We start from the raw sequence: 15,815 nt of genomic DNA on the forward strand, positions 1-15,815 counted from the left end.
GCCCCTGCCCTTGCGGGCGATCTATTGTTCAGAACTCTCGGCGGTAAGGGTAGCAGCAAGCGCAATGACCGCATTATCCGCACCAACTCCCGGGCCATCCATCTCTTCCGGGACCTCGTCAACCAGGTCATCCGCGACGGTGCGCGGCTTACGGGAAGTCCCCTTCGCCGCCAGCGTCTTCTTCAATTCCCTCAGCGAGGGCAGATCGGCAAGGCTCGCGAGCCCAAATTCCAGCAGAAAAGCCTCCGTCGTGCCATAGGTCATCGGCCGCCCGGGACCGCGTCGGCGCCCACGGAGATAGACCCAGCCGGTCTCGATGAGCACGTCGAGCGTACCCTTGGAGAGAGTTACGCCGCGCGTTTCCTCGATCTCGCCGCGAGTGATCGGCTGCTGATAGGCGATGATCGCCAGAGTCTCGAGCGCGGCGCGAGACAATCTGCGGATATCCGTCTCGGAATCTTTCAAGAGATAAGAAAGATTGGCCGCCGTGCAAAACAGCCATTTGCCGCCCGCCTTGATGAGATTCACGCCGCGCGGGGCATAATCCGCCTGCACTGCGGCAATGACTTCCGCAACATTGCTCCCGGCTGGAAGACGTCTCGCAATATCGCTCTCGGCGAGCGGGGCGCCGGCCGCGAACAAAAGGGCCTCAGTGATCCGCTTTGCCTCGATCATGGTTGCGCTCGGCATTGTCTGCTCATGCGCGTCCGCCACTTCGGTCACGGATGGAAGCTCCGTCATTCGGCGCAATACTCCTTTACCGGTCACGAATTCGAACCCGGCGCAACTGCGTCCACCCCGAACCATGACATTATAGTTGGAAGATTTCGGAAAAAGCCGGGAGAGCGGATGAAAATGACGATCTCCGCACGCGTTGCCTCGGCTTTTTCCAGCTTTTCGCTTTTCTCCGGAAAAGGCGGAAATTCAAGGTGAAAATCCAAGGAAAATCGAAACGTCGTTCAAATAGCGCTGGGAGCGACCTGCCGCATTCAGGCTCTGTGGGAGCGCCGCTTTTCGGCCTCCACTCTGCCCCCGTCACTTTCTTCGCGATTTTCCTCAGACGGCCCGTTCCTCTGCCCTTTGGTAGAGCTTTTGACCCATAAAGGCGCGAAAGGCGCATCCTGACGGATCTCGACGAGGCCTTCACGCGCCATTTCCAGCATGGCCGACAGCGACGACGCGCGCACGGTGCGGCGCATTTCCGGGCTCGTGCAATAATGGATGAGATAGGCGTCGAGAGGGCTCCAGTCCGTGACGGCGCCGATCAGCCGCTCAAGCTCGGCACGCGCCTGCACCAGTGACCAGACGGCACGCTGTTTCAAGGTGACCACTGTCGGACCCTTGATCTTCGTGCGCGGGAAAGGCCGATTTTCACGCCGGCTCGCGTAAATCTCCAGCAATTCGTGCAGGCTCGTTTCCCACTGCGGGGTCGTGACCTTCTCGATTGTTTCCGGATTACCACGCAGAAGACTATCGCGGCCAAGGCGCGGCCGGCTGACAATTTCATCCGCCGCGGCGCGCAATGCCTCGAGCCGGGTCAGACGCGCCGCGAGAAGGCGAGCAACCTCTTCCGCGACCGGCTCTTCATTGGCATTGTCCTGCGGCAACAACAGACGGGATTTCAAAAAGGCAAGCCAGGCTGCCATCACCAGATAATCGGCGGCGAGTTCAAGGCGCAGATGACGCGCCTCCTCAATGAATGCGAGATATTGCTCGACGAGCGCCAGGACCGAGATCTTGTGCAGATCGACCTTCTGCCGGCGTGCGAGATCAAGCAGAAGATCCAGCGGCCCTTCGAACCCTTCGAGTTCGACGATGAAGGACATCTCCCGGCAGGCAGAGGTCTCGATGCCCTGCTCGCCTTCCTCATTGAGCACGCTTTCGAATTCATCCTGCGCCAAGCCTGTCGATCCCCCGCTGCCGATCCCGTCCCGTACTCCAGGCGGCCGTTCCTTCCGGCCCGGAGCGTTTCGGATCGTTCCAGAAACACTCCACTCAAAAAACAAGAGCATTTTGAATGCTCGAGAATCGCGAAGCGATTCAAGCTCGTCAAAAAACGCTCTGGAAGTCTGTGCACTGTCAGGACGGAGATGCTTTCCGCATCGGCCCATTTCGAAAATAGCGCGGATTTGAGACGCTATCGCTACGCTGCGATTCAACCCAAAACATCCGCATTCGCGAATCAGATTATCAGCTTTCGGATTCCCGGCCAATGGAGCCGATGGGAGGCTCATCGAGATTTGGGATCATGTGACATCAAGACGGCATGAAGCCGTCCGGATGGTTCCGAACGGCTTTCATTGAAGAAATCGGGCGCTTTTCGACGCTTTTGAATGGCATCATCATGCGATTCAAAAGCGAAAATTCGCTAATTCTTGGCCACGAAGCAATTGCCGCCGGCGCCCTGCACCGACTGACACAGGCTGGTGGCCGATTCATGGGAAAGACCGACGACCCGCACGCGATAGACAGTCCGCTCGCCGCTGACCGCCTTGTGGATCGAGGTATGATGACCTGCAAGCGCGGCCCCATATTGGTGGCCGAGCTTGATCTGAATGTCACGGGCTTCCTTTTCCGAGGTCGGCGCCGCGAATTGCACCACGAAATTGCCTCCCGCAGCCCCGGCCGCCTCCGGTGTCGCGCTCGCATGTTGCACGGGCTGCGCCTTAGCGGTAGCGCCCGCGGCCGTCGTGGTCCCCACCCCGCGAATCGCCTCCGCCACCGGATCCTTTGAAGTTACCCTGGCGGTGGATTTCGGCGTTGCCACCGCTTTCGCAGGCGACGCCACAGGCTTGGGCACGGGCATCGCCGAGGCGGCCGGCTGCGATGGCGTCTCATTCTGCACCAATGTCCCATCCGGACGGACGGAGATCGTCTTGACCTTTTTGGGTTCGATTAGCGATGCAATGCTCTGCGACTGCTGCGGCGCGAGTTCATGAGTCTGTTGCGGCTTTTCAACACCGGCCGATTGCGGCAACGGGGGAGCCGCAGGCACAGGCACGCTGGCGGCCGCGACCGTATCAGCGGCAGCCAGAGGCTCGCTGCGTGCATCGCGTATCGGCGCCTGGCTGAGATCGATCGGCCGTTCCTGATGGCCCGTCAGGGCCGGGGGCGTGGTCGGCGCCGCTTTTTCAAGCAGCGAACTATCCTGGGTAACGGTCTCGCCGCCAGCTGGAGCAGGAGGTTGGACCTTCATCGGGCCGCTATCAGCCATGATCGTGGCGACATTTTCGGGGTCGGTCACCTTGCCGCCGCGCATGGTGAGGCTAGCGCCTATGCCGACCAGACCCGCGACGATGATACCGGCCACGATATAAAGCGGACGCCGTGAACGCGGCTCGTCGAAGGAATGGCCGCTATAGGTCGCCTCGGCAGAACCCGAAGGATCACCCACTTCATCATAAGGCCAGAGATTGGCATTGCCTTCGGCCTGCGGATAGACGCGCTGATAGGCAGCAGCGGTATAATCATTTCCGGCATTCTGGTCGTAGCCATAATTGGCATAGGTCTGCGCCGCCTGGCCCGCCACCATGCCCGCGCCCTGGCTTCCTCCATGACGAGCATCATAAGACGCGGGTTGAGCAGCGGCTCCGCGCTGCCCCAAATCGGCATAGGCATGCGGCGCATAAGCCTGTGAACCGCGCGCCATTTCCGGTGGCACCTGTACGCCCGGATCAAGAGAACCGAGCAGACCCGCCTGAATGGCGGCGAAATCGACACGGCCGGATTTTCTCGGCGCCGGTCCCGGCCCGACGTTCGGATCAACATTCGGCATCACATTAGGAGCCATGGGTTCCCAGCCGCGATCAAGCGGCGGATCGTAATGCTGATCCTGATAAGGATTTTGGGGCTGTTCACGCGGCGGAGGATCGAAGACGGCTTTATAGGGATCTTCCTCGACGTCCGACAAACGCGCGAGTTCGCTCAAGGCGCGGCCATCCTTGTTGTGCTGGGTGGAAGGCTGGCGCAAGCGGCGCTCGAATTCTTCCAGATCGATCATCGGGCGCCGTCTCGCAACAGATTCGCTCATGACTTCCAATCTCCCTTCGCACTGCAACCCAGAGCTTCACGCCCAGACCACCGCATCCTGTTCATCGCGTCGATTATCAAAACATGCCGTGCGAAACCTTAACCGCGCCGACAGATCCCGCCCGCTTCTTAATGCTGGAGAAGCCCTGAAATTTTTCTTAAAATTCCAACGCGTGCCCAAAGGGCACAAGGCGAATGCAATAACGCCGCACTATCCGCTGCTGCGGCCAAAGCACGCGAGCATCTCATCTTACAGGGCCGTTGTTTTGTGGCACTGCGGCCGAGCGCAGATTGGATCTACCTGAACGTCCCTACTGGAGCATTTCCGATAAGGTTAAATCGCTAAGCGATTCATCTCCTTGAAAATACTATAATTTTTTAGAAAAGCGTTTCTGGATATTTCCGAAACGCTCTAGCCAATCATAATCCGCTAGTTGCCAGATCGGACAATGAGGCGGCGGAGCCAGCCTGCGGCAATACACTCTTCAACGAACCTGTGCCCGTTCGATCGCGTCAGCAGCTCTTCCCAAAGATTTTAGAGAAAAGCTCTGGATTTTTTCAACCCTTTTCAACCGCACGACACGCGGACTTGGATCGAAATTTTTTGTTCTTCAGCGATGCTATTCAGAACAATCCGAACCAACCGAGGCAATAGCTGGCTCTATAAAATAAATGCCGATCGCTAGAACATGTTCGGATGTTTCCGAACATGTTCCACTTGAAAAATGCTCCAAGCGAAGAACGAATATCCGCCCCTCGCTCGCATAATCCTCACGTAACCCCTTGCTCGCGCAGCCTCACCGCATTTCGTCGGGAGCACTGACGCCGAGAAGGGCGAGACCGCTTGCCAGAATATGAGCGACGAGAGCGACCAAGGCGAGTCGGGCAATGGTCAGCCCTTTGTTGTCTTCCAGAATGAAACGCAATTGGGGCTGATCCTTGCCCCGCGTCCATTGCGCATGCAATTCCGACGCCAAATCATGGAGATAAAAGGCGATGCGATGTGGCTCATGCGCCAGCGCTGCACCTTCGATCACGCGCGGATATTGCGCCAGAACCCGGATCAGCCTTCCCTCACCCTCATCGGTCAAAAGCGAGAAATCGGCCTTTTTCAAGGCCGATGCCGGACGATCGAGGTCCGGCAAAGCGGCCGCCGCCTGGCGAAACACCGATTGCGCCCGTGCATGGGCATATTGCACGTAGAAGACAGGATTGTCCTTCGATTGCTCAATGACCTTGGCGAGATCGAATTCGAGCACCGCGTCATTCTTGCGAAACAGCATCATGAAGCGCACGGCATCGACGCCCACTTCGTCGACCACCTCGCGCAGGGTCACGAAATCGCCTGAGCGTTTCGACATCTTCACCGGCTCGCCGCCCCGCATCAGCTTGACCAATTGGCAAAGTTTGACGTCGAGGCTCACTGCCGAGTCAGAAAGTGCTTTCACCGCCGCCGCCATGCGCTTCACATAGCCGCCATGGTCAGCGCCCCAGACATCGATCAAGACAGCAAAGCCGCGATCGATCTTGGTCTTGTGATACGCAATATCCGACGCGAAATAGGTATAGGATCCATCCGATTTCATCAGCGGGCGATCGACATCGTCGCCAAAATCGGTGGATTTGAACAAGGTCTGCTCGCGATCCTCCCAATCCTCGACCGGCTGGCCCTTGGGTGGCGGTAGCCGCCCTTCATAGACGAGGCCTCGCGCCCGCAGAAAAGCAATCGCGGCGGCCACCTGATCGCCCTCCGGCCCGCGCGTCAGCGAACGCTCCGAGAAGAAAACTTCATGGGTGATATTGAGCGCGGCGAGATCGTCGCGGATCATGTCCATCATCGCACCAATGGCTGCGAGGCGGAAATCCTCCAGCCATTCCTCCCCATCAGCGCCCTGATGTCTATCACCATGAGCCTGCGCGAGGCTTACGCCGACGCCTTTCAGATAATCGCCCGGATAAAGCCCTTCCGGAATGGCACCGATCGCCTCGCCCAGCGCCTCGCGATAGCGCATGTAGGCCGAGCGGGCGAGCACATCGACCTGCGCCCCCGCATCATTGATGTAATATTCGCGCGTGACGTCGTAACCGGCAAAGGCGAGCAGATTGGCCAGAGCATCACCAAAGACGGCCCCGCGCCCATGGCCCACATGCATGGGGCCGGTCGGATTGGCCGAGACATATTCGACATTGATCTTCGTTTCCCGCGAGGTCTCGGGGCGGCCGTAGCCTTGCCCCTCATCCAGCGCCTCGCTCAGGAAACGGCCGAAATATTCCGGTTTCAGGCGGATATTGATGAAACCCGGCCCCGCTACCTCCGCTTCGGCGACATCGCCATCCTCGGAGAGCGCTAGTGCGATCTCGACGGCGAGCTGGCGCGGATTGGCGAAAGCCTGTTTCGCTTCCTTGGCATAGACCATTGCCGCATTGGCGGCGAGATCGCCATGCGCGGCCTCACGCGGCGGCTCGACGACGAAACGCGCCAGATCGAGATCTTCGGGCAGACGGCCGCTGCCGATGATCCCGCGCAGAACGGCGGCGATACGAGCGTGAAAATCGGAAAAAATATTCATGAACCAGCCTGAAATGCGATAACGGCCACCCTGTCGCCTCTATTCCGCCTGTCGTGAGGAACGTCACGAAGGCTGCCCAGGGTTTCAATCTCGGCGCAGCCGCGGACTGTCGCTCAGTCGGGCGGCGCCTTTGAGCTTTCCTCTACAGCAAGCGCGGGAAAATCAAAATTCCCGGCACTCACGAAAATTCCGGCGCGACGCCGAACAGGCGGCGATGCTCGGTGATCGCGAAACGATCCGTCATGCCGGCGATATAATCGCAGACGATGCGGGCGCGTTTGGCTTCATCGCCCGCGGCACGCCGGACGGAATCCGCCCATTCCGGCGGCATTTCCTCGGGCGCATCGAAAAAACGCGGAAACAGACGCGCAATGACCTCCGCCGCACTGTCGCGCATCGCGTTGAGGCGCGGATGGCGGTAGAGATTCTGGAAGAGGAAGCTCTTGATCATCTTGTCGACGCTTTGCGTCGCCTCCGAGAAACCGACGAGAGCGGATTTCTGCGCCCGCACTTCCTCGATGCTGGCGACACCCGAACGCTCGATCCGCTTCCGGCTCTCGTCAATCGCATCCTCTATGCAATGCGTGATGAGGCGGCGCACCAGTTCATGGATGATGCGCACCGGCTCGAGACCCGGATAGAGCGCCTCGATCTCGCTACCGATGTCGCGCAAAAAATCGACTTCCGAAATCTGCTGGAAGGTGAGAATGCCGGCGCGCAGACCATCATCGATATCATGGGCATTATAGGCGATATCATCGGCGAGCGCCGCCGCCTGCGCCTCAGCCCCGGCGAAAGTGCCGAGATCAAGGCGATGCACGGCATCGAAAGCGACGAGCGCCGCAGGCAATCCGCGCTTGGCATAGCGCGGCACGGGGGTGCCGTCGGCCTCCAGCAGAGGGCCATTATGCTTGACGAGGCCCTCGAGCGTCTCGAGCGTCAGATTGAGGCCATCGAAAGCGGCGTAGCGGCGCTCCAGCTTGGTGACGATCCGCAGCGCCTGCGCATTGTGATCGAAACCGCCATAGGGCAGCATGATCGCGTCGAGCACATCCTCGCCGGTATGGCCGAAAGGCGTATGGCCAAGATCATGGGCGAGCGCCAAAGCCTCGGCGAGATCGTCGTCGAGGCCGAGCGCACGGGCAAGCGCACGGGCGATCTGTCCGACCTCGATCGAATGGGTAAGCCGGGTGCGATAATGATCGCCCTCATGCGGCACGAAGACCTGCGTTTTGTGTGCGAGGCGACGGAACGCCGCCGAATGGATGATCCTGTCCCGATCGCGCTGGAAATCACTGCGCGAAGGAGACTTCGGCTCATTGATGAGCCTACCGCGACTTTTTGTCGCATCTGCCGCATAGGGGGCGCGCCGGGGCGTTAGGTCGAAAGCTTGCATAGGATCCCGCTCGTATGGGGCACGTCGTATCCCGGCGCCTGGGGCAAGTGCGATCGAAACGGTTGGATCCGCTTCGGGCGCCCCTGTCCATCCTCTTGAGGTAGAAGCGATTTTCCCGATCCGGCAGGACGCCGGAGGAGAAAACGCCACAACTCATTGCGGTCACGGGCATTGCGACGTATCTTCCCTAATCAAAGGTGAGGCAAGCGCGATCGACAATTTCCTGTCGCAGAGACGACGCGCCGCCTGACCGCCATACGCATTTTTCGATCCCGCCACTGATATTACGCGGGATCAAATAGAGGTTCGTCCGGAAGGGTCGTCCATGAGCGAAGTCATTAGCGAAGCCGCAACCGAAGCGCAGCCGGTCATCCTGACCGAGAACGCCGCCCGCCGTGTCGTCGAAATTATGAAAACCGAAGCGCCAGGCTCCATGCTCCGCGTCGGCGTCGATGGCGGCGGCTGCTCGGGTTTTACTTATACCTATAATGTCGTCACCGAGCGGGAGCCCGATGATCTCGTTCTGGAACGTGAAGGCGCGACTGTTCTCGTCGATCAGATTTCACTTGAATATCTGCGTGGCTGCCAGATCGATTTCATCGACGATCTGATGGGCCGTATGTTCAAGATTTCGAATCCGTCGGCCACCGCCTCCTGCGGCTGCGGATCGAGCTTCGCGGTCTGATCTCAAGATCCTCTTCTCGAGGCCGGAGGGCGTGCCCTTCCGGCTATTGCCATCACAAACGCACGGACGAAGCCTCAAGTCCTCCGTGCGGTTGCTTTGTTCTGCGTTCCTCCCACGCGGGTTTGCTCCGCACCTGCCCCCTTTGCGGCAAGGATTTGAGACGCAAGTATGACCTTTGCCTCCCGCTGGAACCTTGATCTTGAAACGGTTCCGGTTTTCAAGGCATGATAAAGCCCGCACGCAGTTTCCCTGAAAAAGACATTAAATTGATCGTGAACGGGATGCCCGCCCGCGCACTTGGTGCTATTCGCCGGGATCATAAATTTATCGCCTTTCGGCATCATCCTTGAGGCTCTTCGGTGATGTCGGGTGCATGCTTCAATGCGAGGTTTTATGGGAACCAAACGATCCCTGCCCGCGGCAATAGTCTTGGCCAGCGGGGCCGTCTTGCTACTCGCTCCTTTTCATCCGCCAATTCTTGGATCGCTCCTTGATTCATTCCTGGCCGTTCCGGCGCGGGCACAGGCATCCCACGCCTATGCCAAGGATCTGGTCATCGAAGCCGGAGCGACGACCTATCGCATCAAGCAGCTCGATCTTTCCGGAACGGCACTGCAATCGGCGGATCTCGCGGCCCTGTTCGATCCCAAAAATCCCCGCTCCTTGCAGGAAAGACTGCAACAATTGGGTGCGGGCGCGCTCACGGCGCCGGAAGTCATCGCGGAAACGAAGCGCGATGGCTATGTTCAGACGGTGATCTATCGCAACGTCTCACTGAATACGCTTGAAGCCGGCCGCGCGACTGCGGCGCGGATCAACCGGACGGAGCTCAAACTCGCCGGCCCCAACGGAACCATCGAAGGCACCTACGGCGCGGTCAAAGCAAGCGGGATCGATCTCACTTTGGCAGCGCAAATGCTGGGTGCCAATGTCAGCGCCGGAAGCGATAAGACCGTGGCGCGCGCGCCCTTTCTCGAGACATTGGAAATCAGCGACGTCCAGCTCGCCAATCAGGAAGCCCATTCACGCCTCACCATCGAGGCCTTGCGTGCCCGCGACATCAAGGCACAGGCTCCCGCCACGGCGCCTTCCACCGAACCGCATATGGCGGAGAGCAAGGAGGCCGGAGCCAAAGGCCTACTCGACAAGGACCAGCCAGCGGTGCCGGGCGCTTTCGACAATCTCGCCGGCACTTTGCCCGCCAGTCTCGATATCGGCGCAATGGAAGCCGACAAGCTCGATCTCGTCCTGACCAATCCGCAGAACCAGCCGCTGCATCTCAGCTTCGCCAAAGGCGCGTTCACCAATTATTCGGCCTTTACCTTCGGAACGGTGCATCTCCAGGATGTCGGCCTGCAATCCCCGGCACTCGCTTTCACCCTGCAGGATCTGGCCTTGCGCGACGTCGATTTCACGACGGTCCGCACACTCCTGCGAGAAGCCACCGAAAACAATACGATGATTGGCCTGCAGGCGATCCTGCCACGGGTCGACCAGCTTGATCTCGCCAAACTCGACGTCAGCAAATTCGGCGAGAAGGTTCCGGCAACCGACCAGGATCCGGGCCGCGATCCCTTGTCCTTCAAGGTCGAGCACCTGCACACCGAGCGCTCACAACCTTTCGAGGAAATGCCGACCAGAATTGACGGGACGATCACCCATTTGCTCGTCGATCTCGACAAAAACCATAGTGGCCTGTTCAAGGATCTCGCAAGCTTCGGCTACAAGGCCCTTGATCTTTCGAGCCAGCTCGCGGTCGTCTGGACGCCCGACAAACAGCAATTGAATGTCGATAATGTCATTGACGCGAAGAACATGGGCAAGGTGACACTCTCCGCTTTGCTGACCAATATCTCCAAACAATTCTTCTCGTCGAAGGATGTCGAGACGACCCGGCACGCTACCGAAGCCGCCCGGCTCAAATCAGCAGAACTGACCATCGACAATGATGGAATTTTCGACAAATTCCTATCCCAGCAGGCGCAGGCTCAAAACAAGCCCCTCGCCGATTTGAAGAGATCCTATACGAGCGCCGCAGCCGTCGTCGTGCCGATCCTTCTCGGCAATGGGCCAGGCGCCAAGCTCATCGGCGCCGCCGTATCAAAATTCATCGCCGATCCGAAGAAGCTTCACCTGCTGGCGACAATGCCTGACGGCCTCACCCTGAAGGATGTCGATCTGATCCAGACGCCGGGCCTCCTGCTCGACAAGATCGAGATTCAGGTCTCGCACGAGTCGCAAACGGCAGCGCCACAGGCGCATTGACGCCTGCCATCACGTCTCTTCGTTTGGCCCACGGAAGCCCGAGGGCCATCGGAGCAGCCACGGTCAGGCTTGTGGCATCCGGCATGCTGGGACGGCATTGCGGCTTCCTGCTTCCAACCTGCCTACTGGCATGTCTTTCGGAGGTAGTGTATGCCGCACCTGCTTTTCCAGTTTTATTGTGGAGACCAAGGTGGCTACCCTTCCCAAAATCGAATTCGAGGTCGGCGGCAAGACGATCGAGGCATTCACACTCGATGATCTCGCCAATGGCAGCCTCGAGATCATGTTCATCGACAAGGAAACCCAGAAAGGCCTCGCCAGCTACACGGTGCAGAACAACAAGTTCAAGGCCAAGAATTCCACCTACGACATTACGAAGTTCTTTGAATTCGCCGTCGAGGAATTCAAATCCGTCGGCCTTTGATAGCGACGGGCGATGATCGAATTCTCATCGCCCTTCGGCTCCCCTGATTGCGAGCGGCCCGCAATCCCGACCGAGAATTATGACAGCGCGTCATCCGGCGCTCTGGCTTGACTCTTCCACAAAGACAAAGCCCTTGCCTCCCTGGGAAGCAAGGGCTTTGATGTTTATAGGACTAGCGTGATACGAATGATTGCTCCGGATGGCGCCAACATTTGCGCACCCGGACGCTTACCGCTTCGTATCGAGAAGCGGGATTATTCCGGCTCCTTGTAGCGCCCAGCCTCGCCCGGCTTGAGACCCAGTTGCTCGAAGGTCTCTTTCGGCAGATCAATGACCATGGAAACGATGTGATCATCGGTCAGATTGAATGTCTTGATGACAGTGAGAACCGCGTCATTCTCGCCGGGCACCCAGGAAGCATAGAGCTCGACATCCTGCTCGCCATCAGCCGGATTGCCAGACGTCACTTGAATAAGCCAGCCTTCGAACATCTTCTCTTCCCTATATTGAGCCTACTCTTCAGATTCAGAGGTACGGCCGCAAAGACCTAATTTTGCTCACTGGATTCGCCGGGTCCTTGCCGCTCTCATCGTTACGCGATCGACCCAACCTCGTCCAAATGCAGCAAAATCGGTGCCGGGTCACTCGGGGTCACTCGGCCGGGCCGCATCAGGAACACCTGCCATCGGACGGCGCCCGATCGCCATTTGCGTCATTGCAACCAAACGGGACAAGTCACGCGAGATAAACCCGGCAAGCTTACGCCGGGGGCCTTGAGCATTTTCAGGCGGAGCAGTTCGAAAAAATCCGAATATGCTCTGGCCCAGTCATCTGACCCACCAATAGTCCCGCTGCACGGGATAATGGTAATATTTCAGCCAATTCGCCTGAACGCTCGCCGCAGCACCGGGATGCGCCGGACCATACATCACATAATTATCGATCGGCAAACGGCGCCGTTCGTCTTCATGAATGCGGGCGATAATGCCTTCGACCTGGGCACCGAGATCGAGCGCTTCGGCGACGAGCGTGGCGTCCCAATCGAACGCCGCATTGGCCAGGGTTTTGCGCAAGATCTCGGGCAGCCTGTCAAAGCAATCGAACTGCTTCTTCAAATGTCCCATGCGGTGCCTCGATTTCTTGCATGGCGCATAGGGAGCATCTCAGACCGTCTGAGCGCGATGAAACCGCCTGCCTTGCGGCTGGCGCCACGGTCCGCATGCAAACCTCGGCGCCCACCGGGAAGCTATCACCGTTTCATCCTCCCATGAGGAATAGTTCCCATGCATTTTTCGCGCGAGAATGGACCACGCCTGAAATCTCCTCCCAAAGCAGGCAGTATCGGGCAGGCGCGCGCGGATGCGCGAAATCAGAAATCCGTCCAATCTCCGGACTATATGCGCGGTTTCTGGTCGAGATCGCGCACCGCGCCACGTGCCGCGCTCGTGGTGAAGGCGGCATAGGCGCGCAGAGCCGTCGAGACATGGCGCTCTCTCGCGCGCGGCTTGAAGCCCGCGGCGCCGAGTGCCTCCATCGCCGCGCGGCGGCGGGCCAGTTCAGCATCCGGCACGGCGAGAACGAGTGACCGCGCCTTGATATCGATTTCGATCCGGTCGCCATCTTCGACGAGCGCGATCATGCCGCCCTCCGCCGCCTCCGGCGAGACGTGACCTATCGAAAGCCCGGAAGTACCGCCGGAAAACCGCCCGTCGGTGATGAGCGCGCAGGCCTTGCCGAGACCCTTCGATTTCAGATAGCTCGTCGGATAGAGCATTTCCTGCATGCCGGGACCACCACGCGGACCCTCATAGCGGATGACGACCACATCGCCAGCGACGATCCTACCGGAAAGGATCGCCTCCACGGCGCTATCCTGGCTTTCGAAAACCCGAGCCGGCCCGGCAAAGGTCAAAATGCTCTCATCGACGCCAGCGGTCTTCACGATCGAGCCATCCTCGGCCAGATTGCCATAGAGCACGGCGAGGCCGCCATCCTGCGAGAAAGCATGGGCCGAATCGCGGATCACCCCGGCCTCTCGGTCGAGATCGAGCGCCTCATAGCGCTTCTCCTGGCTGAAGGCCTGGGTGGTCGGCACATTGCCCGGGGCCGCTTTATAAAAAGTCTGCACCATTTCGCTATTGCTGCGGCGGACATCCCAGCGCATCAGCGCTTCACCGAGATTCGCCGCATGAACGGTCGGCAAATCGGCATGGATGAGCCTGGCGCGATCGAGCTCGCCGAGAATGCCCATAATGCCACCCGCCCGATGCACATCCTCCATATGCACGTCATTCTTCGCCGGAGCCACCTTGCACAGGCAGGGCACGCGGCGCGACAGACCGTCGATATCCGCCATGGTGAAAGGCACACCCGCCTCATAAGCGGCAGCCAGGAGATGCAGCACCGTATTGGTGGAACCGCCCATGGCGATGTCGAGCGTCATGGCGTTCTCGAAAGCCTTGAACGAGGCAATGGAACGCGGCAGCACGGAGACATCATTCTGTTCATAATAACGGCGCGCGAGATCGACGATCAGATGGCCGGCCTCGACGAAAAGCCGTTTGCGGTCACCATGGGTGGCAAGCAGCGATCCATTGCCCGGCAGCGAAAGGCCAAGCGCCTCGGTCAGGCAGTTCATGGAATTGGCGGTGAACATGCCGGAACAGGAACCGCAGGTCGGACAGGCAGAGCGTTCGATGACGGCGACATCCTCAGCGCTTACCTTGTCATCAGCGGCGGCAACCATGGCGTCGACGAGATCGAGCGCCACCTGCTTGCCACCGACCTGCGCTTTGCCGGCCTCCATCGGGCCGCCGGAGACGAAGATCGCTGGAATGTTGAGCCGCAGCGCCGCCATCAACATGCCGGGGGTGATCTTGTCGCAATTGGATATGCACACCAGAGCATCGGCGCAATGGGCATTGACCATATATTCGACGCTATCGGCAATGAGCTCGCGCGACGGCAGGCTGTAGAGCATGCCGTCATGCCCCATGGCGATCCCGTCATCGACGGCGATTGTGTTGAATTCCTTGGCGATGCCGCCCGCCTTCTCGATCTCGCCGGCGACGAGCTGGCCGAGATCCTTGAGATGCACGTGGCCCGGCACGAATTGCGTGAAGGAATTGGCAATCGCGATAATCGGCTTGCCGAAATCCTCATCCTTGACACCCGTCGCCCGCCACAGGCCGCGAGCGCCGGCCATATTGCGGCCATGGGTGGTGGTGCGGGAACGATAAGCGGGCATGGGCAACCTCTGATATGCACCGGCAATCACCGCCTGGCGCATGCGGAAGGAAATGGGCCGGACAGGCAATCGGCGCTTGCAAAGCCCCGCTGCATCCCATCGCCAAACGGTAACGCCGCACGAAGGTTCGATCCGTGCGCGCAGGTCCGAAGAGGCGCGAAAGGTGCGAAGATGCCCCAATTCCGGCGCTGACCTGCCGAAAGCGGGCGCAAAAGGCTCGTCAAGCGGCAAGGTCGCCCGTCTTTACACCATCGGACATTGGAATGAAATCATTCCATACCATCCAAATCCGCACGCTTTCGATCCGCACGGCACCGCGCTAAGTCAGTGTATGGCAAAGAATTTGCGCCGCCTCATTCCATGTCTCGTTGATCCCAACAAGACCCGGCGGTAAGCCACCGCCCCGCCGTCGTGGGGGCTTGATATTATTGACTTCCCCTCAAAGGCTTCGCAGCCAATGCCCTCACGAAATCCCTGCCAGGCCCGAGCCAGGAAAATGCCGCCATGAGCGATCTGCCTGATGAACAAAGCCGCGATCCGGATTTGCCGGAACTTTCCGCCAATGCCTTCCTCAAGCAGGATGATGCGCCGGACGAAGCCTTTTATGCCGCGCCGCGCTTCGTTGCCCATATCGACGCTCCGGCGATTGCGGCCGTCACCGAACTCTACCGGGAATGCATTCCACAGAACGCCAAAGTGCTTGATCTCATGTCGAGCTGGATTTCCCATCTGCCATCGGATGCAGCCTATGCCGAGGTCATCGGCCATGGCATGAATGCGATGGAATTAAAGGCCAATCCGCGCCTGACCCGCTTCTTCGTGCAGAATCTCAATATGGATCCGCTGCTTCCGCTTGATACGCAGACGCTTGACGCGGCGCTGATCTGCGTGTCCATCCAATATCTGCAAAAGCCCGTCGCCGTGCTGCGGGAAATCCGCCGAGCCCTGCGCCCGGGCGCGCCAGTGCTCATCACCTTTTCCAACCGCTGCTTTCCGACCAAGGCCGTCACCGTCTGGCAGGCAATGGAGGATGCAGCCCATTGCAATCTCATCACGCTCTATCTGGAGCGTGCGGGCTTTGCGACGGCGGAAGCCCGCACGCTCTGCCAAGGGGGGCGCGGGGCCGATCCGCTTTGGGCCGTGATCGGCCGCACCTGATAGCTGACAGGCGATGAGCACATCTCTTGCGCTCTCGGCTG

Annotated in this window: 12 protein-coding genes; 4 read left to right on the top strand and 8 right to left on the bottom strand. The window is 59.4% G+C overall.

The genetic code is table 11. The annotated features are described in order from the left end of the window. Positions 1–21: 21 nt before the first annotated feature. The 5 genes from scpB to DL88_RS13695 all read right to left on the bottom strand — a co-directional run bounded on the left by scpB (position 22) and on the right by DL88_RS13695 (position 7,995). Positions 22–741 carry an SMC-Scp complex subunit ScpB gene (gene scpB / locus DL88_RS13675; protein WP_051955979.1) on the bottom strand — a complete coding sequence of 240 codons (720 nt, stop codon included), beginning with the start codon at positions 739–741 and terminating at the stop codon, positions 22–24. Between the two features lie 248 nt (positions 742–989). Beyond that, a complete protein-coding gene (locus tag DL88_RS13680) occupies positions 990–1,901 on the bottom strand; it encodes a segregation and condensation protein A (protein ID WP_370736397.1) in 912 nt (303 codons plus the stop codon). Between the two features lie 467 nt (positions 1,902–2,368). After that, positions 2,369–4,030 carry an SPOR domain-containing protein gene (locus DL88_RS13685; protein WP_034997062.1) on the bottom strand — a complete coding sequence of 554 codons (1,662 nt, stop codon included), beginning with the start codon at positions 4,028–4,030 and terminating at the stop codon, positions 2,369–2,371. Between the two features lie 796 nt (positions 4,031–4,826). Further along, positions 4,827–6,599 (bottom strand): arginine--tRNA ligase, encoded by a 1,773-nt coding sequence (argS, locus tag DL88_RS13690; RefSeq protein WP_034997064.1) that lies wholly within the window; start codon positions 6,597–6,599, stop codon positions 4,827–4,829. Between the two features lie 178 nt (positions 6,600–6,777). Next, on the bottom strand, positions 6,778–7,995 hold the full coding sequence (locus tag DL88_RS13695) for a deoxyguanosinetriphosphate triphosphohydrolase (RefSeq protein ID WP_034997067.1): 1,218 nt from the start codon (positions 7,993–7,995) through the stop codon (positions 6,778–6,780). Positions 7,996–8,320: 325 nt separating this feature from the next. On the opposite strand from DL88_RS13695, the gene DL88_RS13700 reads away from it, so the two are divergent. The 3 genes from DL88_RS13700 to DL88_RS13715 all read left to right on the top strand — a co-directional run bounded on the left by DL88_RS13700 (position 8,321) and on the right by DL88_RS13715 (position 11,369). Further along, entirely contained in the window at positions 8,321–8,680 is a 360-nt protein-coding gene (locus tag DL88_RS13700) for a HesB/IscA family protein (protein ID WP_051955980.1), read from the top strand. A gap of 447 nt (positions 8,681–9,127) precedes the next feature. Further along, positions 9,128–10,945, top strand: coding sequence for an aq_1923 C-terminal domain (locus DL88_RS13710; RefSeq protein ID WP_156971107.1), 1,818 nt, complete (start codon positions 9,128–9,130; stop codon positions 10,943–10,945). Between the two features lie 190 nt (positions 10,946–11,135). Next, on the top strand, positions 11,136–11,369 hold the full coding sequence (locus DL88_RS13715; protein WP_034997074.1) for a hypothetical protein: 234 nt from the start codon (positions 11,136–11,138) through the stop codon (positions 11,367–11,369). A 254-nt stretch (positions 11,370–11,623) separates the two neighbouring features. Here DL88_RS13715 and DL88_RS13720 read toward each other — a convergent pair whose 3' ends face one another. The 3 genes from DL88_RS13720 to ilvD all read right to left on the bottom strand — a co-directional run bounded on the left by DL88_RS13720 (position 11,624) and on the right by ilvD (position 14,616). Further along, positions 11,624–11,860 (bottom strand): hypothetical protein, encoded by a 237-nt coding sequence (locus DL88_RS13720; protein WP_034997077.1) that lies wholly within the window; start codon positions 11,858–11,860, stop codon positions 11,624–11,626. 336 nt (positions 11,861–12,196) lie between these two features. After that, positions 12,197–12,493 (bottom strand): DUF6525 family protein, encoded by a 297-nt coding sequence (locus tag DL88_RS13725; RefSeq protein WP_034997079.1) that lies wholly within the window; start codon positions 12,491–12,493, stop codon positions 12,197–12,199. 269 nt (positions 12,494–12,762) lie between these two features. Beyond that, positions 12,763–14,616 carry a dihydroxy-acid dehydratase gene (gene ilvD / locus DL88_RS13730; RefSeq protein ID WP_034997151.1) on the bottom strand — a complete coding sequence of 618 codons (1,854 nt, stop codon included), beginning with the start codon at positions 14,614–14,616 and terminating at the stop codon, positions 12,763–12,765. Between the two features lie 504 nt (positions 14,617–15,120). On the opposite strand from ilvD, the gene DL88_RS13740 reads away from it, so the two are divergent. Beyond that, on the top strand, positions 15,121–15,774 hold the full coding sequence (locus DL88_RS13740; RefSeq protein WP_034997085.1) for a class I SAM-dependent methyltransferase: 654 nt from the start codon (positions 15,121–15,123) through the stop codon (positions 15,772–15,774). Positions 15,775–15,815 lie beyond the last annotated feature (41 nt).

Origin of the sequence: Beijerinckia mobilis, from assembly GCF_000745425.1 — a bacterium.
Classification (GTDB): Bacteria; Pseudomonadota; Alphaproteobacteria; order Rhizobiales; family Beijerinckiaceae; genus Beijerinckia; species Beijerinckia mobilis.

Excerpts from the sequence above, each read along its gene's own strand:
- ilvD (WP_034997151.1), bottom strand. The coding sequence starts at position 14,616 with ATGCCCGCTTATCGTTCCCGCACCACCACCCATGGCCGCAATATGGCC.
- DL88_RS13700 (WP_051955980.1), top strand. The coding sequence starts at position 8,321 with ATGAGCGAAGTCATTAGCGAAGCCGCAACCGAAGCGCAGCCGGTCATC.
- DL88_RS13695 (WP_034997067.1), bottom strand. The coding sequence starts at position 7,995 with ATGCAAGCTTTCGACCTAACGCCCCGGCGCGCCCCCTATGCGGCAGAT.
- DL88_RS13720 (WP_034997077.1), bottom strand. The coding sequence starts at position 11,860 with ATGTTCGAAGGCTGGCTTATTCAAGTGACGTCTGGCAATCCGGCTGAT.
- DL88_RS13725 (WP_034997079.1), bottom strand. The coding sequence starts at position 12,493 with ATGGGACATTTGAAGAAGCAGTTCGATTGCTTTGACAGGCTGCCCGAG.
- DL88_RS13740 (WP_034997085.1), top strand. The coding sequence starts at position 15,121 with ATGAGCGATCTGCCTGATGAACAAAGCCGCGATCCGGATTTGCCGGAA.
- argS (WP_034997064.1), bottom strand. The coding sequence starts at position 6,599 with ATGAATATTTTTTCCGATTTTCACGCTCGTATCGCCGCCGTTCTGCGC.
- DL88_RS13685 (WP_034997062.1), bottom strand. The coding sequence starts at position 4,030 with ATGAGCGAATCTGTTGCGAGACGGCGCCCGATGATCGATCTGGAAGAA.
- scpB (WP_051955979.1), bottom strand. The coding sequence starts at position 741 with ATGACGGAGCTTCCATCCGTGACCGAAGTGGCGGACGCGCATGAGCAG.